Below are 21835 nucleotides of genomic sequence, written 5' to 3'. Positions count from 1 at the left end.
CGCGTCAAGCAACGTTGGGTAGGTAATCGGGTTGGCGGATCTTGGAGCCGATGGCGAAGTGGCGTTTGGGGTGACAGCGCTGGTTGCGCCAGCGGATGTAGCCGGCGATCGCGGCTTGTTGGGCGCTGTGGCTGGGATAGTCGCTGCCGTTGAGCGCGAAGTAGCGGACCGCGGTGAACTCGGACTCGATCCAGTTCAGCCAGGACGCGTTGGTCGGGGTGTAGACGAGTTCGATGCCGTGGTCGGTGCACCAGTCGACGACCTCGGCCTTGCCGTGCGGGCCGTAGTTGTCGCAGATCAGGTACAGCTTTCCGACCGGGAAGCGGGTCGCAGCTGCTTGCAGAAGTCCTTGTTGATGTCGGCGAACTCCATCCAGCGTTTGCGGTCCCGGAACCGGTAGAACATCAGACCGGTAGCCAGATCAAGCGCGGCGAACATGTGCCGCACCCCGCCGCGGCGAGTGTAGGTGGCGCGTCGGCGGTCCGGCCTGCCGAGGGGAAACCAGCCTCGGCCAGGTCGTGGCTGCAGGTTCAGCGGCCCGAATTCGTCCACACAGATCACCCGACCATCGAATCTGTCCGCCGGTGGATGGTCGTATAGATCGAGGATGCGGGCCATCTTCGCGGCGAACTCAGGATCCTTGCTGGCCTTCCACGCTCATGTCGCAGTCTTGGTGGCCTGCCAGCTGATGCCGGCCTTGCGCAGGATCTGCCGGACCGTCTCGGTGCTGACCGTGATCCGCTGGCCGGCCAGATACTCCACCAGCTTGGTCAAACTCCAGGTCGTGAACGGCAGCCTCAGTTCCACCGGCTTGCACGAGGCGATCCGGCAGATCTGTTCACGCACCGCGGGGCCGATCGTCGCCGGTCGACCCCCGCTCCATTTTGGGTTCAACGCCGCGAACCCGGACTCGTTGAACGCGTGGATCACCTCCCGCACATAGCCATCACTCGCGGCGAACATGACCGCGATCTCACTCGCGGACCGGCCTTGAACCGACGCCAGCACGACCCCAGCCCGCCGCAGCCGAACCCGATCCCTCGTCGACCGCGTGATCTTCACCAGCCGCTGCGCCTCCTCCGGCTCCAACGACCGCACAAACACCTCAGGCTGACGCGCCATGACCCACCTCCAGCAGCAAGCCTCCAGACCCACCACCAGACCGGTCAACGCGACACGATTACAACGCCAACGTTTCTTGCTGAGGCACTAGCGGCATACGCCCAACGGATCCAAGCAGGTCACCCGGCCGAGCCCGTCCCCACCCGCGGCGTCGACGGGTGACATCGGATCAGCCGATCCACTGCACCTGAACGAGGACGATTTCCCGTTGCGGTACATCGACAAAGTAGCCGAGTCGCGCCGAGTTGGTGATTTCCCAACTTGGATGCTGTAGTTCGGGAAAGCGACCCTTGTTGTCCGAGGGCTTGTCCGGCGCTGGATCGCCCCGCTCGGCGGACGAGACAAGCATTCCAGAAGGCCTCGCTGTGGGCCCGAGCGAGAGCGTAGGCGTGATGGTGGGAGACGACGGCGGCGACCTCGGCGACGCCGCCCAGCGGCAGCCGTGTGCAGCCCTCCACGCGCCGCAGGAACCACGAGTAGTCCGTATGTGGCCGGGTGCACGTGGCAGCCAGTCGGCCGAAGGAGTTGAACGTCTCGAGCTGGTCGATCCGAGCGTACGCTGGAACACCACCACATACCGGAGCACCATTCTTCGCATGCCTGTTGACAGTCGTGATCGCATGTACCGCCACTGGCTGATCCGGCGTTCGGAGCTCGCACGTCGCAAGGTCAGATACATGCCACCTCTTCTCGCCCAGTCGTGGTGAACGCCGTGCTGGATTCCCGGCCGACACCTCCATCGTCTACAGGCCGAAGCGCGAACGACGAGCCTTTCCACCTGGGCTGGTGGCAAGGGAACCTGGCCGACGAGGACAACGACGCGTTGCGGCGTTGGTCGGCCGGACTCGGGCCGCGATCCTCCCTGTCGCTCGAGGTGCCGCACTCGACGACGGAGTTGGCGGTCATCGTCGAGCAGAGCAAACCGGCCGTGAACCAGCACCTGTCCATTTCTGCGCAAGTGCGAGATGGTGAACTCGTGGCGCTCCGGACGGTCGTCATGTGCGAGCGGACACCATTCGCGACCGGCATCATCGAGTCGCGCCGACGCCACGCGGCACGAAGCCGAAGTAGACGGAACGGTGCGCACGGGTACACCTAGATTGCTGATCGGCGGAACATGAGAACGTACGAACAATCGCGGGGTCGGAACGGCATCGCCGTGGCGCTTGCCCTTGCGCTGTTGACGATGGCGGTGGCTTGCGGGACGCAGGACTCCGACGTGGCTGGACCGTCGCCGTCGGCGTCGGCGAGCGAAGAGGTCGAGGCGAGCCCAACCGCGTCCTCGTCGCCCACGCCGACGACGCCGCCGGCGGGCGAGGAGCGATGCTCCGGGTACGGCGAGCCCGTCGATGCCGAGCCTGCCTACGTCCACCAGGACGAGAGTCGACGCCTCTACGCCCTCCACGCCGGGACGGGAACGCGCGGTGTGGTGTTGATCCACGGATCCGGATTGCGCGGACTGTGCGTGTGGTACCGCGAGCTCGGCTGGCTGCCGAAGGAAGGCTTTCGCGTTGTCGCGTACGACAGGGACTGCGTCGGCGCGAGCGACTGCGGTGACCCGACCGACGGCCTCGCCGACCTGAACGCGATCATCGCCGACCTGACCGAACGCGGTGCGCGCGACGTCGTCGTCGTGGGGGCGTCGGCGGGTGCGCCGGACGTCATCGTCGCTGCGGCCCGACCCGACAGCCCCCTCCGCGGGACGGTCGCCCTGTCGCCGTTCGGGTTGTCGCAACCGCCGGTCTCGGGGGAGTTCGAGACGTACGAGGCCGCAGCGCGGGAGGCGAAGGTCCCCGTGCTGTACGTCCTCGCGGAGGACGACACGGCGGCGACTGCCGGCGAGCTTCGCGACCTGGCCGCTGTCACGCGACCGGCCGGCAGCAAGGCCATCGTTCTGCCGGCCGGGACGGGCCATGCTCAGCAGGTGCTCTACGCCGACGCTGAGCAGACTGCTCCTTCGGCCTTCAGGACCGAGTTCTTGACATTCCTCCGCACCCACACGTCGTGAGGTCGACATCCGCGAGCTCCTCGACGCCGCGGGTCTGGCCGACCCGGTCCGGCTGACCGCGTACGACACCTTCCGCCGGCTCGCCGAGGCAGAGGCCCGCGTGCACGGCACCACGCCGGAGGCGATTCATTTCCATGAGGTCGGGGCCCTCGACGCGATCGCCGACATCGTCGGCGTGAGCGCGGGCTTCGCCCATCTCGGACTGGCCCGGATCCACGCCACACCCGTCGCGGTCGGCTCCGGGACAGTGCAGGCGGCACACGGTTGGCTCCCGGTGCCGCCGCCCGCGGTCGTCGAACTCCTGGTCGCCGCCGGCGCACCGTCCTACGCCGGCGACACCAGCGACACCGACGGCACGGGTGCTGGGTCGGTCGTAGAATTGTGCACTCCCACCGGGGCGGCCCTGCTCGCGACTCATGTTGACGCCTGGTCCGCGCAGCCTCCCATGCGGGTCACCCGCCAGGGCATCGGTGCCGGGAGCCGGGAGACGCCCGGTCGCGCCAACACGCTCCGTCTCCTGGTGGGCGATGGGTTCGCCGCGGCCGTGTCTGCGGGGTCTGCGGCGTCTGGCGTGACGCAATGACAGGCTCATCGGATCCAGCGAGTGTGCGGGCCGCTGTTCGGGCAAGTGGCCTGGGGTTGTGGGCGCAGCTTCGAGTTGCGACGCGGCCGGTTCGGGTGATCGTGATCAGCGGGTTGTTCATGACCATCGGCTTCTACATGTTGGTGCCGTTCCTGGCGGCCCACCTCCAGCAGGGGCTCGGCTTCACCGCGGGGGTCATCGGTCTGGTCCTTGGGCTGCGGACCTTCTGCCAGCAGGGGCTGTATGTGGTGGGCGGCTCGCTCTCGGACCGCCTTGGCTGCCGTTCCCTCATCGTTGCCGGAGCGCTCGTTCGGGCGATCGGTTTCTTGATGTTCGGGTTCGCCACCACGCTCCCGATCGTGGTGGTCGCCGCGGTGCTGACAGGTCTCGGGGGTGTCTTGTTCGGCCCGGCCTCGCGGTCCTATCTGGCCCAAGAAGCCGTCGGCGCCGACCGTGTCCAAGCCTCGCGCTCGACCTGGCCTGTGCCAAGGTCGGAGAGCTGCTGGGCCCGCTGATCGGCCTTGCCCTGTTGGCGGTGAACTTCGGGCTCGTCACGCTGGTCGCGTCCAGCGTCTTCGCCCTGCTCGCGCTGTTCGTGCTGTGCCTGCTTCCATACCGTCGCGGGCTGGAGGCCACATCGACGGACTCGGTCTGGATGGATTGGCGCCACGTGCTCTGCAACCGGTCGTTCTTGCTCTTCGCGCTGGGCATGGGCGGCGGCTGGCTGGTCCTGGCCAACCAGATCTACGTCGGACTACCGCTGGAGATCCAGCGCCTCACCGGCGGCAACCTTGGTGTCACCGCGATGTTCACGCTCTCATGTCTCCTTGTCATCACGACCCAAACTCGGGTCACCGCCGCGGCCCGGGCACGCTGGTCAGGACCACGCGCGATCGTCATCGGGCTGTCGCTGATGACCGTCTCGTTCCTGCCGCTGATGGTCGGCGGAGCGCTCCTCCCCTAGCCGAATCAGATCGCGGACCGGCCGCAGCGCTGGCGGCAGCGGTCAACCTCGCCCCGATCGTGTTGTGGACGGTCGTGTTCGCCGTCGGTTCCATGATCAGCCAGCCGTTCGCTATGGACTTGATCCCGCTGCTGAGCGGTGAGCGACGCACGGGCACCTACTACGGCGTCTACTTCTCCATCGCCGGGCTCGGCGTCCTGATAGGGAACACAGCCACCGGCCTGTTCGTCGACCTCGCCCGCGCCACGGCGCTCCCAGCCTTCCCTGGCTCTTTCCGGTCATGATCGGACTCGGCTGCACCGGGCTGATGCACCGTCTCCACCGACGCGGGCTACTCCCGACCAGGCCGCGACCGGCCAGTATGCACATGCCGGACACCGAGGTCGGCGGGTGATCAGGTAAGGCAGACGCGCAACAACGCGCCCCCGGCGGGCGACCGCGGCCGACCGGAGGAGCGCAGGATGGTCAGCCGAGCCGAGCGAACTCCAGCTCGACTCCGGGAACAGCGCTGAGCGCGAGCGGCGAGGGTGCCGCGCCCGCCCGGACGAGTAGGTCACCGACCGCGGCGATCATGGCGCCGTTGTCGGTGCACAGCCGTGGCGGCGGGACCCGCAGCTCGATCCCTGCCGCTTCACAGCCCTCCTCGGCCGCGACACGCAGGCTCGCGTTCGCTGCGACGCCGCCGACGATGACCAGTGCGTCCACGCTCTGGTCTTCGCATGCGCGGATCGCCTTGCGGACAAGGACGTCGACGACCGCTCGCTGGAAAGATGCAGCGACGTCAGCTACCGGGACCGGACCGCCGTCGAGCGCCGTCCGCTCCACCCACCGCGCGACCGCGGATTTCACACCGGAGAAGGAGAACGCGTACGGCGGATCCTGCGGCCTGGTGAGGCCGCGAGGAAAGGCGATCGCCTCGGGATCGCCGCCCTGGGCCGCGGCGGAGATCGCCGGTCCGCCGGGGTAGGACAGCCCGAGCAACCGAGCGACCTTGTCGAAGCTCTCCCGGCGGCGTCGTCCAGGGTGTCGCCGAGGTGGACGATCCGGTCCGTCGCGAGGTCCTCGACCAGGAGCAGCGACGTGTGCCCCCGGAGACGATCAGCACGACGCACCGGCGGGGCAGCGCTCCGTGGACCAGGGTATCCGCGGCTACGTGCCCGGCCAGATGATGGACACCGTAGAGGGGCACGCCCGTCGCGACGGCGTACGCCTTGGCCGCCGCGACACCGACGTGCAGCGACGACGCCAAGCCCGGTCCCGCCGTCACCGCCACCGCCGACACCGCGTCGAGACCGATCCCGGCGTTGGCGAAGGCCTTGTCGACACAGGGCTGCAGGGCGTGCACGTGCGCGCGCCGCCACCTCCGGCACGACGCCACCGAACCGGGCGTGCTCGTCCATGCTGGAGGCCAACCCCTCGCCCAGCAGCACCCCGTCCGCGACGAGACCGGCACCCGTCTCGTCGCACGACGTCTCGATCCCCAGAACGATCGACACCTCGGCCTACCGGCCCGCCAGCGAGTGATCGACTACGGAGTCGCCGGAGATCCGGTCGAGCAGGCGGCCCAGCTTGTCCCGGAACCCACGGCGCCGACCGACCGGCGCGGCCTGCTCCCCGGCGGCAAGGCTCACCAGGTGCTGCGCGGTCTCGAACCCGAAACCCGGCGCGTCCGGGACGATCAGTCGGTCCGGCCGATCCGTCGCCGGCAACCACAGCGCGTCGTGATCGAACACCTTCGGCTCGGCGTCGAGCACCGTCAGGGACTCGTGCGCTAGGGAACGGACCTCCCGGTCACCCGCCTCGAGCGCCAACAAGGTCGCACCCCGCCGGCGTGCATCGTCGAACCGCTCGAGGATCCCGCCGGGCACCTGCGAGGGGGCGACGATCAACAGCGTCTCCCCGCGACGAGTGGCCTCCAGCCGGCTCAGGTCGACAGCAAGGTGAACCGGCGCGTTCGCCGGGACCTAGTGGCGCACCAACGTCGGTCGGAGCTCGGGGATCTCCGACCAGCGGGCCTCGTCATCCAGGTGCGCGGTGAGGTGCCACGGCTCCTCGCGCGGAGTCCCGACCAGCAGCAACCCGCCACTGTCGTGCCCCGCGAACCGCAACGCACGGGCAAAGGACCTCGTCCGTTCCACCCACGCGGTGCCAGACAGCACGCTGCGCAAAGCCCGGGCGCGGTCCACGTCCATCGACAACACCCCTCTCGCGTTACAACCCGCGTAACAACTCTGACCCACCTGTGGCCCTTACCGTACTCTGGCGGGTGCGAACCCGTCACAGTCGGAAGCGACAAGGAGCCGGCCGCGTGCCGGCGCGGCCCACGTCGGCAGCCCTCCTGAGAATCCGTCCCTGAGTACCGTCAGTCGGGCCAGGACGGGGCCCGCTTCTCCAGGAACGCGGTCATGCCTTCCCGCGCCCCGGGAGAGGCGGACATCGAGGCCATGACCTCGACAGCGATCGCGTACGCGTCCGCCTCCGGTCGGTCGAGCTGCGAGTAGAGGACCTGCTTGCCGACGGCCTTGCCGCGCCGACTGCCCCGGGTCGCCAGCCGCAGCAATTCCTCGACGGCGGTGTCGAGGTCGGCGTCGGGAACCGCCTCGTTGACCAGCCCCCAGCCGGCGGCGGTGCGCGCATCGACCGGCTCGCCTGTGAGGGCGAGCTGCATCAGACGCTTGCGGCCAATGCTGCGCGCCACGGGCACCGCCGGGGTGTGACAGAACCAGCCCCCTTTGCCCCCGGGCAGGGCGAACGCCGCGGACTCTGCCGCGATCGCCAGGTCGCAGGAGGCGACCAGCTGACACCCGGCCGCGGTAGCCAGACCATGCACGCGGGCGATCACCACCTGCGGGACTGACTGGATTGTTCCCATCAGCTCCGTACAGGAGCGCAGCAGGTCACGGACCCCGACCACGTCCCGCGCGGCGACGTCGGCGAAGTCGTGCCCCGCACAGAACACCGGGCCCGCGCCAGCCAGCACGATCCCGGTGGCGTCGCTCTCGCCCGCATCGGCGAAGGCCGCCCGCAGCTCGCCCAGGTGCTCCCCAGACAGCGCGTTGCGGCGCTCCGGCCGGTTCATCGTGATCCGGACGGTGTCACCGTCCCGCTTGACCTTGACATGGCGATATGCATCCATGCCGCCAAGCTATCCCGCAACAACCCAGGCGGGCAGGTACCTGCACTTCGACCCGATTGTCGGCAACCATCAGGTGACGGCACGCAACCCGTCGTAGTCGGCAGCGAAGGGCCCAAACGGCACGTGACGGCTTGTCCTTCACGTTACGGTCGCGACCAGCCAGGTTGAGATCTTTGGGGGTCGCGCGCTTCGGGTGGGGCCAGAAGTGTTCCTCCGAGGTGGAGCCTTGGGCTGTCTTTCCTGAGTCCGCGCGTCATCGAAGCCGGCCGAGGACGGCGATGGTCTGGCGCAACTGCTCGAGGTACGGTCCGCAACCGCCGCAGATCGCGCAGTGGTCGGCGACGCCTTGCTTGGTCTCGGCGTCCAGCGCCCCGTCGAGGTAGTCGGTCAGGAGCTCGACGAGCTCTTGGCACGTCAGATCGATCATGGGGGTTCAGTGTCGGCATCCCCCAGAAGCGTTACATGATCAGCGGGTCCAGTTGCGGAACGCACTGAGCAGATCGTGTCGCGCCTGCTCCGACAGCCTGTCTTCCGGCAGCTCGCCGAGGGTATGGATGGTTTGACGGATCTGGTCGAGGTATCCCTCGCAGCCCGGGCAAAGCGCCAGGTGATCGACGAACCGGCTCTCCATGTCCGGGTCGAGTCCACCTTCGATGAACGCGGTGACGAGCTCCACGAACTCGCTGCAGGCCAGGTCGCTCACGACTCCGCCTCCCCGTTCCGCTGGTGAACGGCCTCGCCTGTGGCGAAGTAGGTCTCCAACGCACCTCGGACGTAGGCCCGTGCACGGTGGAGCAGGACGCGCTGGTTGGCCGCTGAGATCTCAAAGATCGCGCACACCTCCTCCGAGGTGTAGCCCTGGACGTCTCGCAGGGTGATGACGGCCCGTTGGCGCTCGGGCAGCCGCTCGAGCGCCAATGTCACCTGGCGGCGCGTCTCGCCGGCCAGCATCTCTTGCTCTGGTGTCGGCCACGCGTTGGGGGAACTCCCGCCAGTGGCCCTCATAGGGCTCGCCTGCGGCAAAGAAGCGCGAAGGATCAACTGTGGGTCCTTCGTCTTCGTCCGTCAGGCTGCTCCATGGAACCGTGCGGTGCTCCCGCACACCATGCCGCTTGGCCGTGTTGACGAGTATCCGGTAGACCCATGTCTTGAGCGACGACCTACCTTCGAACTTCGCGATGCCCTGCAGCACCGCGAGCCAGGTTTCCTGGACCACCTCGGAGGAGGACTCGCTCGTCGAGACGAACGTCCTGCTGAGCCGGAGCATCCCCGTAGACCAGGTGTCGAGAACGAGCGCGAACGCGGCCTCGTCCCCATCCTGCAACCAGGCCACCAGCGTCGCGTCGGACGGGAACGGTTGTGCGAAGCGCCGTTCCAGATCCATCCGCGCAGCATAGCGACCCAATCGATGGCGCGGCTTGGACAGTGACGTCTCGGTCGTTCTCACACCGATTCCTCGGTGAGGAAGTCGATGACGATCCGATTGCACAGGTCGGGTTTCTCGGCGAACAGCCCGTGCGCGGTGCCAGGAACGACGGCAAGCTGAGCGTTCGGCAATCCGTCGCGGAAGGCAAGAGTATGCGACATGGGGATCTCGTCATCGCCGTCGCCGACCATGACCATCGCCGGCCCTGGGTAGCCGGCGAGATCGGCGATGGTGAGTGTGGGCTCGTCGGTATGCATCCGGTGCATCTTCGCTGCGAAGATGGGGAAGTGCTGTGGCCCGTCAGGTGACACGGCACCGTGGTACTCGATGAAGAACGCTGTGGTCTCCTCGTCGAGGTCGATCACGCCGGGCGCCCAGCCGTCGTGGTGGAAGACGCCGGCGCCGACGACGAGCCTGCGGACCAGATCCGGCCGCCTCAGCGCCACCAGCAAGGCAACGGGAGCACCATCGCTGTGGCCGACCAGAAAGGCCGGTCCACCGACGACCTGCTCGAGGAACATGATCGTGTCCCGCGCCATCTGCTCGTAGGAGATCGGGCCGTCGACGTCTGGGGTGCGGCCGTGACCTCGCCGATCCGGCCTGAACACCCTGAACTGCTCAGCCAGGCCTGGCACGTTGAGCTCGAAGGACCGGGAGTCGGCGAGCCCTGGGTGCAAGAGCACCAGAGCCTCCCCGGCGCCGTCGTCTTCGTAGTAGGTGTACACCTCACCGAGCTGGACGTAGAGCGACATCAGGGTTCTCCTTGAGGCTTGATGTGGTCGGCGGTGGCCGAGAGGTTCATGCTGCGCAGGGAAGGGGCTCGTCGGACGTCTCGACCTCGTCGGTCGGCTGGTCTACGGCACCGTCTGATGCCTTGTCGCGCAACGCGACCGCCGCTACCACGGCGATCCCCGCGGCGACGACAGCTGCGGCGAGTGAGCTCAGTTGCAGGCCCGCCACGAACGACTCCCTCGCCACGTCCAGCAGAGCCGCGCCCGTAGGGTCGGGAAGGGTCCCAGCGGCCGCGACCGCTCCGCCAAGGGTGTCCCGCGCCGCGTCCGCGGCGTCCGCGGGCACGCCTTCCGGCAGATTGCGAGCGATCCCGCCGCGATAGATGGCGATCCCGACGCTTCCGAGGGCGGCGATGCCGAGCGCTCCGCCGAGTTCGGAGGCGGTCTCCGCGATGCCTGACGCCGCACCGGCTCGTTCCGTCGGGGCGGAGCCCACGACCATCTCCGTGGTCAGGCCGAACACCGGACCCATACCGAGAGAGATCACCACCGCTCCCGCCACCAGCAAGAGTAGGCCCTGCTGCGTCCCCACGAGGGTAAGAAGGAACAGCCCGATCGATGAGGCTGCCAGGCCGCCCGCGACCACGTATGCCGGCCGAACGCGCTGCAGCACCCGCGGCGCGAGCTGGGAGCTCAGGATGAATCCGACGGCTGACGGCGCAGACCACAGACCGGCCTCAAGTGTTGACAGCCCGAGAACGAGCTGCAGGTACTGGGCGACGAACAGGAAGTAGCCCACCAGTACGAAGATCGCTAGGAAGTTGACGGCGAGCGCGACGTTGAAACGCCGCACCCGGAACAGGCTGAGGTCGATCATTGGGTTGGCGAGCCGCTTCTGACGGCGAACCCACAGCGCTCCCACGACGACGCCACCGATGATGGTCGCCACCGGCAGTGCGGCGAGGCCGTCCTGGGCGATCTGCTTCAACCCGAAAACCACGCCGAGCAGCGCGACGACCGACATGCCGGCGCTGAGAAGGTCGAGCCGGCCGGCCTTCGGGTCACGATATTCCGGCAGCACCCTCGGCCCGAGGACGAGCAGCGCGGCCATGACCGGCAACGCCAGCAGGAACACCGAGCCCCACCAAAACCTCTCGAGCAGGATTCCGCCCAGGACGGGACCGATCGCGCTGCCGGCAGAGAAGGCGCCGACCCAAATCCCGATCGCGAACGTCCGCTGCCTCGGGTCCTGGAACATGTGGAAGATCAGCGACAGCGTCGACGGCGCAATCGTCGCACCGGCGATCCCGAGGAGCGCCCTGCTGACGATCAGCATCTCCGAGCTCGTCGACAACGCCGCCAGGATCGACACGACTCCGAACGCGGCTGCACCGACCATCAGCAACCGCCTCCTGCCGATCCGATCGCCGAGGGTGCCCATCGTGACGAGCGCGCCAGCCACCATGAACCCGTACACATCGATGATCCAAAGCAGCTGGGTGCTCGTCGGCTGCAGGTCGGCGCTCATGGCCGGAACCGCGAAATGCAGCACCGTCAGGTCCATCACGTACAGCAAGCAGGCGAGCGCGAGGACGGCAAGGCCGATCCACTCGCGCCGTGTTGCTTTCCGCGCAGCTAGGGGCGTCCGCTCGACAAGTTGTGTGCTCATGGCGGTGCAGTGTCAGCAGTACGCCAAGGCGTTACACGCTCCGCGGGGATTTCTTAGGAGGCCGTGCCCGTCAGTTCGGGGATGGAGGACTCCAGCACAGGCAGAAGGTGCGGGAAGTCTTCGGCGTCGGCGAGCACGCCGCGCCACTTGCTCGAATGTGCCAGCGCCCCGACCAACAGATGCGCCTGCCGGCGCGGTGGTGCACCAGCTGCTCCAGCTGGTGCAGGTGGAGCGGGTCTGGTCGGAGACCGCGACCGAGGTCTGGATCGAGTTGCTGCTCAGGCTCATCATTCCTCCTCTACGCGGGTGATCAAGTCGTGGGCTATTGCGGGGACGTCAGGCTCCGCCGAGGTGGGAGTCGTCCAGGAGCGAGTGCAGGCAGCGGATCGGCGCGGTGGCGTAGGAAGCGTCGAGCTCGTCGGAGCGTGCCTGTCTGAGTGCGCGTTCCCAGGTCAGTGCGCGCGCGACTTCCACCACCCGACATGCGAGCTCAAGGGCATCGCAGAGTTCGACATGGTCCTGACAGCGAAGTAGTTCGACGTTCGCCGCTTCTTCGACGACGATTCCGCTGGTCAAGTTCTTAACGATCGTTCGTTTATTTCATGACTGGCGAGTGAACGATCGTTCATTTATGATTCGTTTCATGGTCATCTCCATGCAACCTCGCCCAACGCGTGGGCGCCCACGGAAAGTGGACGGGGCAACCACGCATCGCAGGATCCTCGACGTCGCTCTCGCGGGCTTCGCCCGCGACGGCTACGCGGCAACCTCGATCCGAGAGATCGCGCGGGGCGTGGGTGTCCGGGAGAGCGCCATCTACGCCCGCCTTGCGCACCGCCACATCGAGCACCGCGGTGGTGGAGTCGACGAGAAGGGCGGCAAAGATCGCCTGCTTGCTCTGGAAGTGGCGGAACGCGATGCTCCGCCCGACCTTGTCCTTCCCCAGATAGTCCGTGCGCTCTTGACTGCCTGGGAGAAGGACGAGGCCAGGAGGTTCCTCAGCTTCCTGCTGCGGGAGGGCGGTCCGGCCTCGCCGGTGGTGGCCGACACGTTCTGGGCGAGCGTCGCCGAGACTCGCGCGCGTCTCGGCGCCCTGTTTCAACGATGGATGCGGGAGGGCGCCATCCGAGCTGACTTCCCCGCCGAGCATCTGGCGTGGGAGTTCATCGCGCCCGTCGTGACTCTTCGACTCGACCACCTCCACGCGGGTGCCGACGACGAGGACAGGAAGCAGGCGCGGAGGCGAGCGCGGACACACGTCAGGTGGTTCCTGGAATGCACGCGGCCGGGCACTTCGCGGCGTACATGAGGAGAACTCGATGACCGTCAGCCAGCGTAAGACAGCCGATCTCGACGAGCCGATCGTCTGGCTCGGCGAAGTGGGCGCCGAGGACGTCAGCCTCGTCGGAGGCAAGGGCGCCAACCTCGGCGAGCTCGCGCGAAAAGGCCTACCGGTGCCCGAGGCCTTCATCGTCACGACTCGCGTCGAGCACCTTTCCGCATCCGTGCGTGCGGCGATCGTCGAGGGTTATCGGACCCTTGGGAACGGGCCGGTGGCCGTACGATCGAGCGCCACCGCGGAGGATCTTCCGGACGCGACGTTCGCCGGGCAGTACGACACGTTCCTCGACGTGCGCGGTCTCGACAGCCTTCTTGAGGCCATACGGCAGTGCCAATCCTCCCTGTCGACGGAGCGAGCGCTCGCGTACGGACAGCGGCAGGGCATCACCGGGCAGGCGAGGATCGCGGTGATCGTCCAACGCATGGTCGATGCCGATCACGCGGGCGTGATGTTCACTGCCCACCCGGTGACCGGTGACCGCAACCAGGTCGTAGTCGACGCCTGCGAAGGGCTAGGGGAAGCGCTGGTCTCCGGCCTGGTCACACCGGACCACTACGTCCTCGGTCGTCGCGACCGTCTGACGGAATGGTCGAGAGGAGGAGGTCAGGCGAATGGCGCCAGCGGTCGCGGGAGATCGATCCGTCCGGTGATGTCCCGCAGGTCGCTCCGTGAGCTCGCACGACTCGGGCGCATCGTCGCCCGCCACTTCGGCTGCCCGCAGGACATCGAATGGGCCTCGGCGGAGGGCACGATCTGGCTCGTGCAGGCCCGGCCCATGACCGCCCTACCCGCCCCACCGCTCACCGGAAGGCAGCGCAGGTTCGCCCGAACGATCGCCGACTACATCAACAGCCGCCCGTACCCCCTGGACATGACCACCTGGGTCCCGCACGGCCCGCTTGGGCTCCAGGGTGGCTTGCTGACCGAGTTCTTCGGCATCTCGAACGCCTTCGAGCAGGCACTACCCGAGATCGACGGGATCGTGGAACGGTTCGTCCCGCCGGCCCTGCGGCCTACGCCCCGTACTCTGACCGCGCCGTTCCGGGTGGTCAGCCGAGCAGCGCGCCACGACCACACGCGGTGGACCGAGGACCCGCGGTTCCGCGAGTTCGAACGAGGTTTGGAGGAGGTGGCCCGACAGCAACCGGCCTCCCTGTCGTGGCCGGCGCTTGTCGGTTCGCCTCGTCGGATCATGGCGCTGGCCAGGCCCATCGTGGAGCTCCGAAAGTCGTACCTGCCACGGGTCCTGCTGGCAGGCGTAGGCCTTTGGTTGGTCCTCCGCGCCCTCGGCCGGCGTGCCCTCTTCGCGGACCTGATCATCGGCGCGCCGACGCTCACGGCCGAGGCGAACGCCGAGCTGGACATGCTCGCGCGGAGGGTTCGTGCCGATGCCTCCCTGGCGCGCGCGTTCGTCGAACTCGAGTCACCTGAGGTGTTGCACCAGTTGAGGGAACGTGCCGAGCTCGCGGAGTTCGGCGACGCCCTCGCCGACTTTCTCCACCGCCACGGGCACCGCGAGACGTCGAGCCCGGCATACGTGTCGGCGCCGACCTGGAGCGAGGAACCCGCAGCCGTCCTTGGCATGCTCGCCGCCATGGCGAGCCAGCCCGAGGCGTCCGAGACCACCACCCGTGCGGAGCTCGCAATGAACGCACTCCGTACGCATACGGCAATGCGATGGTCACCGACGCGGCGATCGGTGGAGCGACTAGTCGCTGTGGCGAGCGCTGGCATCGCCTTCCGCGAGGACACGCACTATCACATGACCCGTCCTATGTCGGTGCTTCGTCGAGCACTGCTCGAGATCGGCACGCGGCTCCACCACGAGGGCGTGTTGAACGAGCCGGAGGAGGTGTTCCACCTGCGGCTTGAGGAGCTCGAGGGCATTCCTCACGTGCCAAGCGTTCCCGATGCCGAGGCCTCGCGCCTCCGCGCCGCGGTCGCGTGCAGAGCGGCCCGCCGAGAAGAGCTCGCGGACGTCCCGATGATCGACGTCGCCGCACTGTCGGACGTACCGGACACGGGGGACGACGCTCTCCTTACCGGGGCGCCAGCGGCCAGCGGGCGAGCCACCGGGCCGGTGCGAGTCGTCCTCGGAACGAGCGACTTCGCCACTCTGCGCAAGGGCGACATACTCGTGTGCCCGTATACCAACCCGGCTTGGACGCCCCTGTTCCACCTCGCCGCCGCCGTCGTCGTCGACTCCGGGAGCGTCGCCTCGCACGCCGCGATCATCGCCAGGGAGTACGGCATCCCCGCGATCATGGCGACGGGAAGGGGCACCGCCACACTCGTAGACGGCCAGATCGTAACGGTCGACGGCGGCGCCGGTCGCGTGACCGGGTAGCCGTCAGTCCTTCCCAGGCAGGGACTTCGCGAACTCGACGCCTCGACTCACCCAACGGGCGAGCTCGATGGTACGAAGCCGCGTGGCGTGGACCCGCAGCCACCCTCGCATCGTCCGCCCACCCATGACGGCCGCCTCGGCGCGAGAGGAGGCAAGGAGCCGGTCGACGTCCTCAGGGTCGACTCGGACCAGAATTCCTCCCTGCCGGCTCACGGCAAGGGCCATGTTCCCGTTGAGGAGGAAGGCCAACCCGCCGAACATGCGCTGCTCGGTCACTCCCGACTCGCCCGCCAGCAGCTCTCGCACGCGGTCCGCAAGCTCGTCGTCGTAGGCCATCCGTGGGATCCTACGCCTCAAACGCGCTTGGTCGATCGTCGAGGAACGTCATGCTCGACGCCGACCTCCACATCGGCGAGATCGTCTGCTGGCCAGGCTGAACGGCGCCCGCGTCGTCGGCGTCGATGTCACGTTGGACGCGAGCGATGGCGACGGCGCCGAACGGATCCGCGACCTGGCGGGAGGTCGTGGCGCCGACGTGGCGATCGAGGTCAGCGGCAACGCGCGTGCGTTGCACGAGGCCGTCCGCTCGGTGGCCTACAGCTCCCGCGTGATCGCGGCGCGCCTCGTCCCTGGCGACGCCGTCGGCCTGCGGCGGGGGGAGGAGTTCCACCTCAACCGGGTGCCGGTGGTGTCCTCCCAGATCTCCGGGGTGGCTCCCGCGCTCCCGCACCGCTGGGACCGGTACCGGTTCAACACCCCGGTCCTCGGCCTCGCGATCGCCGGACGGATCCAGCTGCGCGGTTGGTGTCGTACATCCGGCCGATCACCGAGGCGGCGGCGAGGTTCGAGCTCATCGACCAGACCCCGCAGGAGGTTCTGCAAGTGGTCCTGAGCTTCGAGGACCTGAGGTTGAGTGTCAACCTGATCTGGCCCCATGGTGGCGGCTTGATTTGGCCCCACCTTCCGAGCGTGGTGCCGGACTGAGGATCATCTCCGGGGCTTGGTCAGCTGGCGTTGAGGGTGCGGGCGTGGGCGAGGCGGTAGGAGTCGGTGCCGGTTTGGATGATGTTGCCGGCGAAGGTGAGTCGGTCGACGCTGGCGGCGCAGAGTCGTGGGTCGGTGAAGGTTTTCGTCCAGCCGGCAAAGGATTCATTGGAGGCGATGGCGACGCTGGCGGCTTCGACGAGTTCGTTCACCAGCTTGGTGGCCAGGGTGTACTTCACTCGGTGGCCGGCTTGTGCGGCGGCGATGCCGAGCGCGATCGGCAGGTGTGTCTTGCCGGTGCCGGAGTCGCCGATGAGGCAGAGCGGGTCGCCGGTGCGGACCCAGGCGCAGGAGGCGAGGGTGTGGATGGCGGCGGGGTTGATGTTGGGGTTGGCGTCGAAGTCGAAGTCGGCCAGCCACTTCTCCCGTGGGAACCCGGCGGCTTGACGCGGCGGGCGGAGCGGCGCCGGTCCCGGTCGTCGCACTCGGCGAGCAGGAGTTCGGCGAGGAACCCGCGGTAGGTGAGTTGTTCGCGTTCGGCGATGTCGACGAGCTCGGTGACGCGGGACCGGACGGTCGGCAGTCGCAGCGAGCGGCAGGCCTGGTCGACGGCTGTCTCGGCGGCCTCTTCGGTCATCGCGCGGCGGCGGCGTGGGCCCATGCTGATCCTCTCGACTCAGCGTTTGCAGTGTGGCCGGGGTGAGGTTTGGGCAGCAGTTCGTCGTATTGGTCGACGGTGGGCAAGGGCCGAGGATCCGGCGGGAAGTCCCGCAGCCGGCGTTCGGTCAGCGACACCACCCGTTCCCCGCCGACGGAGATCTCGGCCTTGCGGTGTTGGCGATTGGCGGTCTTTGCCCCGACCGGCGGCCCGATCAGCGGCGGGATCAGCGAGGTTGGCGTGTAGGCGGGCCTCGACCGCGACGACGTCGGCGCTGGTCGCACCGCTGACCGCGGCGGTCAGCCCGGCGATTACGTCGTCGAAGGCGAGGTGGCGGTGCAGGAGCAGCACCTCGACCAGTGCGCGGGTGCCGACGGCGTCGCCGTGTCGTTTCCTTGCCGCGGCCCAGAACGCCTCGTGCGCGGAGGTGAACCGATCTTGCTTGCGGGCCTGGGCTAAGGCGGTGGAGCCTGGTAAAGCGCCGGGCTTGCGGACAAGCACTTCGAGGTAGTGGTCCAGCAGCATGGTCTGGGAGCCCTTCTGGACCGAGCGGGCATGACTCGCGATCCCGGTGCGGCCGTCGAGGACGACGAGATCTGAGGCGCCGAGCCGGACTCGGACGCGGCGACCGATGAAACGGGCTGGCACCGAGTACTGGCACTGGCGCACCATCACCCGTGCGTGCCGATCGACGCGTGAGGTCAGCCAGAGCCCGGCCCCGAACGGTTCCGCCGGCAGCCGCTGCAGCAACGGGTGTTCTAGGGCGAAGTCGGCTCCGACGGTGCGGGTCCGGTTCGCGATCCGGCGGGCATCATCGGCGCGGTCGTAGCCCTCGAGCCGCGTGTTCAACTTGACCAGGCTGTCGACCTTCGGCACTGGGACCAGGTGGGTGCGGCGGAACCGGCCGCCCTGGCCTTCCACGCCACCATTTTCCGTGCGCGCCGTCACCACCGGGTTGACAGTAGAACGCGTCGAAGCCGTAGTGGCTGCGGAACGCGATCCACCGTTGCGACTCGGCCGGTTCCTGCCGAACAGCACCCGCGACACCGCGGACTTCAAGTTGTCGTAGCGAATCTTGTCGAACGGCACGCCACCCAGCACATGGAACGCGTGCAGATGGCCCTCGATGAACGCTTCGAGTGCCGCGAGGACGGGCTGCGTGCTCGCCTAAACGAGCGACGCCGCGTCGTCAACGGTCAACGCACCACGGTCGCCGAGCTCGTCGCGGTGGAGTGGCTCAGACCTGGGCCGGTGGTGGGCGTTGCCCGTCGAGCTTGAGGTCGAGCGCGCCGTCAGAGCGCAGGGGTCTGGTCGCGTTCCGCCGCAATCCTACTCCGTTCCGCCCCGCATGGTCGGCGCTCGACTCGCGCGGATGAGCTCGGGTCGTGACTGCCGGCGGCGCCACTTTCGCCGCACAACGGCGCGCTCCCGACGGTGTTGGCCGCCTAGTCCGCGACACCGGTCACGTTATCGAGCTCGAGCAGGTGGCGCTGGCCGCGTTCAGCCGCGAACGGCCTTGCGCTTCAAGACCCACGGGCCCGCCATCGGCGGCGCCGGCTGAGGCCGCCGAACTGCGTGGACTCGCGAGCAGCCTGCCGGCCACCGGGTGCGCGGCTCATGTCGTCATCGACTTGTCGGCCTACGCCGCGACTGCGGCCGTTGGGCAGAACCGAGTCCCGCAACGAGAACAGGAGTAGATCCTGGCCGCTTCCAGAGCAAGTCGAGGAGGCCGATTCGGCGCAGGGAGGTTTGAGGGAGGCCGCATCGGTGGCACGCTTGGGGTGAGCGGGAAGGTGCCACCCATGTCACCGAGGCGCAGATCGAGGCTCTGGCCGAGGGGACCCCGTGTGGTCGTCATGCAGCTCGCTATGTTCGTCGTGGTGAGCGGGCTCGCCGGTGTGCTCGTCGCCGGTTTGGTCATCCCGCTCGCCGGGGCAATCGGGGTCACCACCCGCGCCGCCATCGACAGCTTCGAGAGCCTGCCGAGCGTGCTCCCCGAGCCGCCGCTGCCGGAGTCGAGCGTGATGTTCGACGGTACGGGCAAGAAGCTAGCCACGTTCTACGACGAGAACCGCAAGAACGTGCCGCTCACCGAGATCTCCAGGACGATGCAGAAGGCGATCATCTCGATCGAGGACGCCCGGTTCTATGAACACGGCCCGCTCGACCTCCGCGGCACCATGCGGGCGCTCGTCCGCAACCAGCAGGCCGGTGGCTCGATCCAGCAGGGTGGTTCGTCCATCACCCAGCAGTACGTGAAGCTCGTCCTGTTCGAGTCGGCTACCACCCAGGCGGAGAAGGACAAGGTCACCGACGACACTTACGAGCGCAAGCTGCAGGAGCTGCGCTACGCCGTCGGGCTGGAGGAGAAGCACTCCAAGGACGAGATCCTGGAGAAGTACCTGAACATCGTCTACTTCGGCGCCAGTGTGTACGGCGTGGAGGCAGCCGCAAAGCACTTCTTCAGTACCACGGCGAAGAAGCTCAACCTGATCCAGTCGGCGATGCTCGCGGCCCTTGTGCGCGACCCCAACGGCCTCGACCCCGTGAAGAACTGGAAGCCGGTCATTACTCGGCGCAACTTGGTGCTCTCCCGGATGCACGACCTCGGCTACATCACCGCACATCACTACAACAAGTACCGCAAGGCCGGGCTCTGGCTGAAGATCAACGAGACCCGCCGCGGTTGCTTCAACTCCAAGTACCCGTTCTTCTGTGACTACGCGCTGCAGGTTCTGCTCAACGACCCGTCCCTCGGTCGGACCAAGCGGGAGCGCATGAAGTTCATCGAAGAGGGCGGTCTAGCGATCTACACCACGATCGACCCGAAGGCCCAGGACGCGGCGCAGCGATCGATCGACCAGCAGGTGCGCGCCACCGACGCGGTGTTCTCGGCGGTGTCGATGGTCCAGCCCGGCACCGGCTACATCAAGGCAATGGCGCAGAGCCGACGCTACGGCGAGGGCAGGGGCAAGACGTACGTCAACTACAATGTCGGGCAGAATTTCAACGGCGGCATCGGGGTGCAGCCGGGCTCGACGTTCAAGACGTTCGTACTCGCCGCCGCCATCCAACAAGGCATTTCCGTCCACGCCCGGCTCCCCTCGCCTCAGACTCTGGTGGTCCCCGCCCTCGAACGGATCCCGACCTGCCGGGGAGCTTGGCGGGACGACCGGCCGTGGAGGGTGTCCAATTCCACCGACCCGGGCTCTCCGGTGGTCGACCTCGTCAGGGGAACGGTCAGGTCGGTCAACACCTTCTTCGTCAACCTCGAACGACAGACCGGTCTCTGCGCCCCGGCGACGATCGCCGCCAACGCCGGCATCAAGCGCGGTGACGGCAAACCGTTGAAGCAGGTCGGCTCGTTCACGCTCGGCGTCAACGAGGTCACACCGCTGTCCATGGCCGAGGCGTACGCGACGTTCGCCGCCCGCGGCAAGCACTGCAACGCGACCGCTGTCACGAAGGTCCTCGACCGCAAGCTCAACCGCGTTCCCATCCGCACGCCCGGGTGCCGTCAAGTGCTGCGGCCATACGTCGCGGACGGCGTGACCTCGGTGCTGCGGCAGGTCATCGACGGCGACGACCCTGGACGGACGGGACGCCGGATGCATCTGGAGGGGCACCAAGCCGCCGGCAAGACCGGCACCAACAACGAACGCCAGGCAGTCTCATTCGCCGGATACACCACTGAGCTGGCCGCTTACGCGGTCGTCCAGGACGCCCACACACCTCTGCGAACCCTGCTCGGACAGCGGATCGGCGGCCAACGGCGCGGCTCGAACGACGTCTGGGGCGGCCGACTGGCCGGCCCAATCTGGCTCGGAGCGATGAGCGGTGCTCTCGGACTTAAGCCGAGCCCCCATCCGGTGACTCCGGTCCCACCGGCCTTCGAGACGCACGAAGTCCAGATACCGAACGTCCTCGGCGACAGCGCCGAGGAGGCACGCGAGCTGCTGGAGCAAGCCGGTTTTGTCGTCCTCCTGGGCGAGCCGGTTCGCGCACCGTGGTCGAAGGGGGGTGTCGCCCGTCAGAGTCCGGTCGCGGGGACGTTGTGGGCACGCGGCAACTGGGTCGTGATCAACGTCTCAGGCTAGGTGGCCGTCGCGAAGACGACCAGCAGAACGAACGTCACCAGCCGGCGGACCCGTTACCGAGCCCGCTTCACAGCGGGCCCGGCCTCGCGCCGAGGGACTCGGAGTCGTTTGGCGACCGTGGTGAGGGGACCACCGTCGAGCGAACCGCGTCAGCCGAGCGATTCGTTGACATGGTCTTCCGTGACCGAAGCCTTCGCCGACACGCACAATCGATGCCGAGCAGCACCGATGATCGCGGCTTGCACCTGCATTTCGCAGCGCGGGCGCGATCGTCTGATTCGTGATCGTGGTCTGGGGCTGACCCGCTTTGACGGACACGGTGGTTGTATCGGTCAGGCCGCGCAGGTGGTGGCGGTGGTTTCGTAGGCGGTGGGGCTGAGGTAGCCGAGTGTGGAGTGTCTTCGTCTGGTGTTGTACCAGCCTTCGATGTAGTCGAAGATCGCGGCACGTAGGGCGGTGTGTGATGGCCAGGATCGGTTGTCGATCAGCTCTGTTTTGATGGTGGCGAAGAACGACTCGGCGAGGGCTTTGTCCCAGCACTGTCCGGTGCGTCCGACCGACAAGGTGACGCCTAATGCTGTTGCTGCGTGGGTGAACTGGGCCGAGGTGTACTGGCAGCCGCGGTCAGAGTGGAAGATCACCCCGCCCGTCGGGCGACGCGCGGCCACGGCGTTGCGGAGGGCCTGCTCGTCCAGATCGGTGCGCAGGTGGTCGGCCATCGCCCAGCCCACCACACGGCGAGAGGCGATATCGATCACGGTGGCCATG

The 21835-nt window shown here is 67.7% G+C and carries 24 protein-coding genes and 3 pseudogenes; 9 read left to right on the top strand and 18 right to left on the bottom strand.

Translation table 11 applies throughout. The features are described from left to right. Positions 1-4: 4 nt before the first annotated feature. From JOD67_RS40640 to JOD67_RS40630, 3 genes are read right to left on the bottom strand one after another with little or no spacing between them, the layout of a single operon-like run. Complete coding sequence (locus JOD67_RS40640) at positions 5-298, bottom strand: transposase (protein ID WP_307782756.1); 294 nt, start codon at positions 296-298, stop codon at positions 5-7. Beyond that, the gene (locus JOD67_RS40635) at positions 298-618 is read right to left on the bottom strand and encodes a hypothetical protein (protein ID WP_239554148.1); all 321 of its coding nucleotides are present in this window, start codon (positions 616-618) and stop codon (positions 298-300) included. Before JOD67_RS40635 ends, JOD67_RS40640 begins: the two co-directional genes overlap by 1 nt. 39 nt (positions 619-657) lie before the next feature. Then, entirely contained in the window at positions 658-1122 is a 465-nt protein-coding gene (locus tag JOD67_RS40630) for a helix-turn-helix domain-containing protein (protein ID WP_239554147.1), read from the bottom strand. Positions 1123-2239: 1117 nt separating this feature from the next. Between JOD67_RS40630 and JOD67_RS33125 the strand changes: the two genes are divergently transcribed. The 5 genes from JOD67_RS33125 to JOD67_RS33105 all read left to right on the top strand — a co-directional run bounded on the left by JOD67_RS33125 (position 2240) and on the right by JOD67_RS33105 (position 4961). Beyond that, the gene (locus tag JOD67_RS33125; RefSeq protein WP_205121627.1) at positions 2240-3130 is read left to right on the top strand and encodes an alpha/beta hydrolase; all 891 of its coding nucleotides are present in this window, start codon (positions 2240-2242) and stop codon (positions 3128-3130) included. Positions 3131-3137: 7 nt separating this feature from the next. Next, on the top strand, positions 3138-3713 hold the full coding sequence (larC, locus tag JOD67_RS33120; protein ID WP_205123265.1) for a nickel pincer cofactor biosynthesis protein LarC: 576 nt from the start codon (positions 3138-3140) through the stop codon (positions 3711-3713). Beyond that, complete coding sequence (locus JOD67_RS33115; protein ID WP_275577204.1) at positions 3710-4228, top strand: MFS transporter; 519 nt, start codon at positions 3710-3712, stop codon at positions 4226-4228. The genes larC and JOD67_RS33115 overlap by 4 nt, the downstream gene beginning before the upstream one ends. 20 nt (positions 4229-4248) lie before the next feature. Beyond that, positions 4249-4677, top strand: coding sequence for an MFS transporter (locus tag JOD67_RS33110; protein ID WP_205121625.1), 429 nt, complete (start codon positions 4249-4251; stop codon positions 4675-4677). A gap of 113 nt (positions 4678-4790) precedes the next feature. Then, positions 4791-4961 (top strand): hypothetical protein, encoded by a 171-nt coding sequence (locus JOD67_RS33105; RefSeq protein ID WP_205121624.1) that lies wholly within the window; start codon positions 4791-4793, stop codon positions 4959-4961. Positions 4962-5142: 181 nt separating this feature from the next. Here JOD67_RS33105 and tsaD read toward each other — a convergent pair. The 11 genes and pseudogenes from tsaD to JOD67_RS33055 form a co-directional block, all read right to left on the bottom strand. Next, positions 5143-6173, bottom strand: a pseudogene (tsaD, locus tag JOD67_RS33100) (tRNA (adenosine(37)-N6)-threonylcarbamoyltransferase complex transferase subunit TsaD). Positions 6174-6179: 6 nt separating this feature from the next. Beyond that, positions 6180-6566, bottom strand: coding sequence for a hypothetical protein (locus tag JOD67_RS33095; protein WP_205121623.1), 387 nt, complete (start codon positions 6564-6566; stop codon positions 6180-6182). Positions 6567-6641: 75 nt separating this feature from the next. Further along, complete coding sequence (locus JOD67_RS33090; RefSeq protein ID WP_205121622.1) at positions 6642-6869, bottom strand: hypothetical protein; 228 nt, start codon at positions 6867-6869, stop codon at positions 6642-6644. Positions 6870-7039: 170 nt separating this feature from the next. After that, positions 7040-7813, bottom strand: coding sequence for an enoyl-CoA hydratase-related protein (locus JOD67_RS33085; RefSeq protein ID WP_205121621.1), 774 nt, complete (start codon positions 7811-7813; stop codon positions 7040-7042). A gap of 253 nt (positions 7814-8066) precedes the next feature. After that, positions 8067-8240, bottom strand: a complete 174-nt coding sequence (locus JOD67_RS33080) for an anti-sigma factor family protein (protein ID WP_205121620.1) — start codon at positions 8238-8240, stop codon at positions 8067-8069. A gap of 39 nt (positions 8241-8279) precedes the next feature. Next, positions 8280-8516 (bottom strand): anti-sigma factor family protein, encoded by a 237-nt coding sequence (locus JOD67_RS33075; protein ID WP_205121619.1) that lies wholly within the window; start codon positions 8514-8516, stop codon positions 8280-8282. After that, entirely contained in the window at positions 8513-8818 is a 306-nt protein-coding gene (locus JOD67_RS40625; protein WP_239554146.1) for an RNA polymerase sigma factor, read from the bottom strand. Before JOD67_RS40625 ends, JOD67_RS33075 begins: the two co-directional genes overlap by 4 nt. Before the next feature lie 151 nt (positions 8819-8969). Beyond that, positions 8970-9080, bottom strand: a pseudogene (locus tag JOD67_RS42520) (RNA polymerase sigma factor); the annotation flags it as partial. A 176-nt stretch (positions 9081-9256) separates the two neighbouring features. After that, on the bottom strand, positions 9257-9991 hold the full coding sequence (locus JOD67_RS33065; RefSeq protein WP_205121617.1) for an alpha/beta fold hydrolase: 735 nt from the start codon (positions 9989-9991) through the stop codon (positions 9257-9259). Between the two features lie 46 nt (positions 9992-10037). Then, positions 10038-11639: an MFS transporter gene (locus JOD67_RS33060; RefSeq protein WP_205121616.1), complete on the bottom strand. Its 1602-nt coding sequence runs from the start codon at positions 11637-11639 to the stop codon at positions 10038-10040. A 336-nt stretch (positions 11640-11975) separates the two neighbouring features. Beyond that, entirely contained in the window at positions 11976-12113 is a 138-nt protein-coding gene (locus JOD67_RS33055) for a hypothetical protein (protein ID WP_205121615.1), read from the bottom strand. Positions 12114-12330: 217 nt separating this feature from the next. On the opposite strand from JOD67_RS33055, the gene JOD67_RS33050 reads away from it, so the two are divergent. Together JOD67_RS33050 and JOD67_RS33045 are read left to right on the top strand one after the other, a co-directional pair. Further along, entirely contained in the window at positions 12331-12948 is a 618-nt protein-coding gene (locus JOD67_RS33050) for a TetR/AcrR family transcriptional regulator (RefSeq protein WP_205121614.1), read from the top strand. Positions 12949-12958: 10 nt separating this feature from the next. Beyond that, entirely contained in the window at positions 12959-15328 is a 2370-nt protein-coding gene (locus JOD67_RS33045) for a PEP/pyruvate-binding domain-containing protein (protein WP_205121613.1), read from the top strand. 3 nt (positions 15329-15331) lie between these two features. Here JOD67_RS33045 and JOD67_RS33040 read toward each other — a convergent pair whose 3' ends face one another. Beyond that, entirely contained in the window at positions 15332-15664 is a 333-nt protein-coding gene (locus JOD67_RS33040) for a TfoX/Sxy family protein (RefSeq protein ID WP_205121612.1), read from the bottom strand. Here JOD67_RS33040 and JOD67_RS33035 point away from each other — a divergent pair. Further along, on the top strand, positions 15663-16220 hold the full coding sequence (locus JOD67_RS33035; RefSeq protein WP_307782755.1) for a zinc-binding dehydrogenase: 558 nt from the start codon (positions 15663-15665) through the stop codon (positions 16218-16220). The genes JOD67_RS33040 and JOD67_RS33035 overlap by 2 nt on opposite strands. A gap of 112 nt (positions 16221-16332) precedes the next feature. Here the strand turns inward: JOD67_RS33035 and JOD67_RS41470 are convergent, their stop codons facing one another. Together JOD67_RS41470 and JOD67_RS33025 are read right to left on the bottom strand one after the other, a co-directional pair. Further along, entirely contained in the window at positions 16333-16797 is a 465-nt protein-coding gene (locus JOD67_RS41470; protein WP_307782645.1) for an ATP-binding protein, read from the bottom strand. 148 nt (positions 16798-16945) lie between these two features. Further along, positions 16946-18107: pseudogene (locus tag JOD67_RS33025) on the bottom strand (Mu transposase domain-containing protein); the annotation flags it as partial. A 719-nt stretch (positions 18108-18826) separates the two neighbouring features. Here JOD67_RS33025 and JOD67_RS33020 point away from each other — a divergent pair. Further along, positions 18827-21067 (top strand): transglycosylase domain-containing protein, encoded by a 2241-nt coding sequence (locus JOD67_RS33020; RefSeq protein WP_239556151.1) that lies wholly within the window; start codon positions 18827-18829, stop codon positions 21065-21067. A gap of 332 nt (positions 21068-21399) precedes the next feature. Here JOD67_RS33020 and JOD67_RS42515 read toward each other — a convergent pair whose 3' ends face one another. After that, positions 21400-21834 (bottom strand): IS3 family transposase, encoded by a 435-nt coding sequence (locus JOD67_RS42515; RefSeq protein WP_205121608.1) that lies wholly within the window; start codon positions 21832-21834, stop codon positions 21400-21402. Position 21835: the final 1 nt, after the last annotated feature.

Origin of the sequence: Tenggerimyces flavus, assembly GCF_016907715.1 — a bacterium.
Classification (GTDB): Bacteria; Actinomycetota; Actinomycetes; order Propionibacteriales; family Actinopolymorphaceae; genus Tenggerimyces; species Tenggerimyces flavus.
This window is presented reverse-complemented; position numbering and strand designations above follow the sequence as displayed.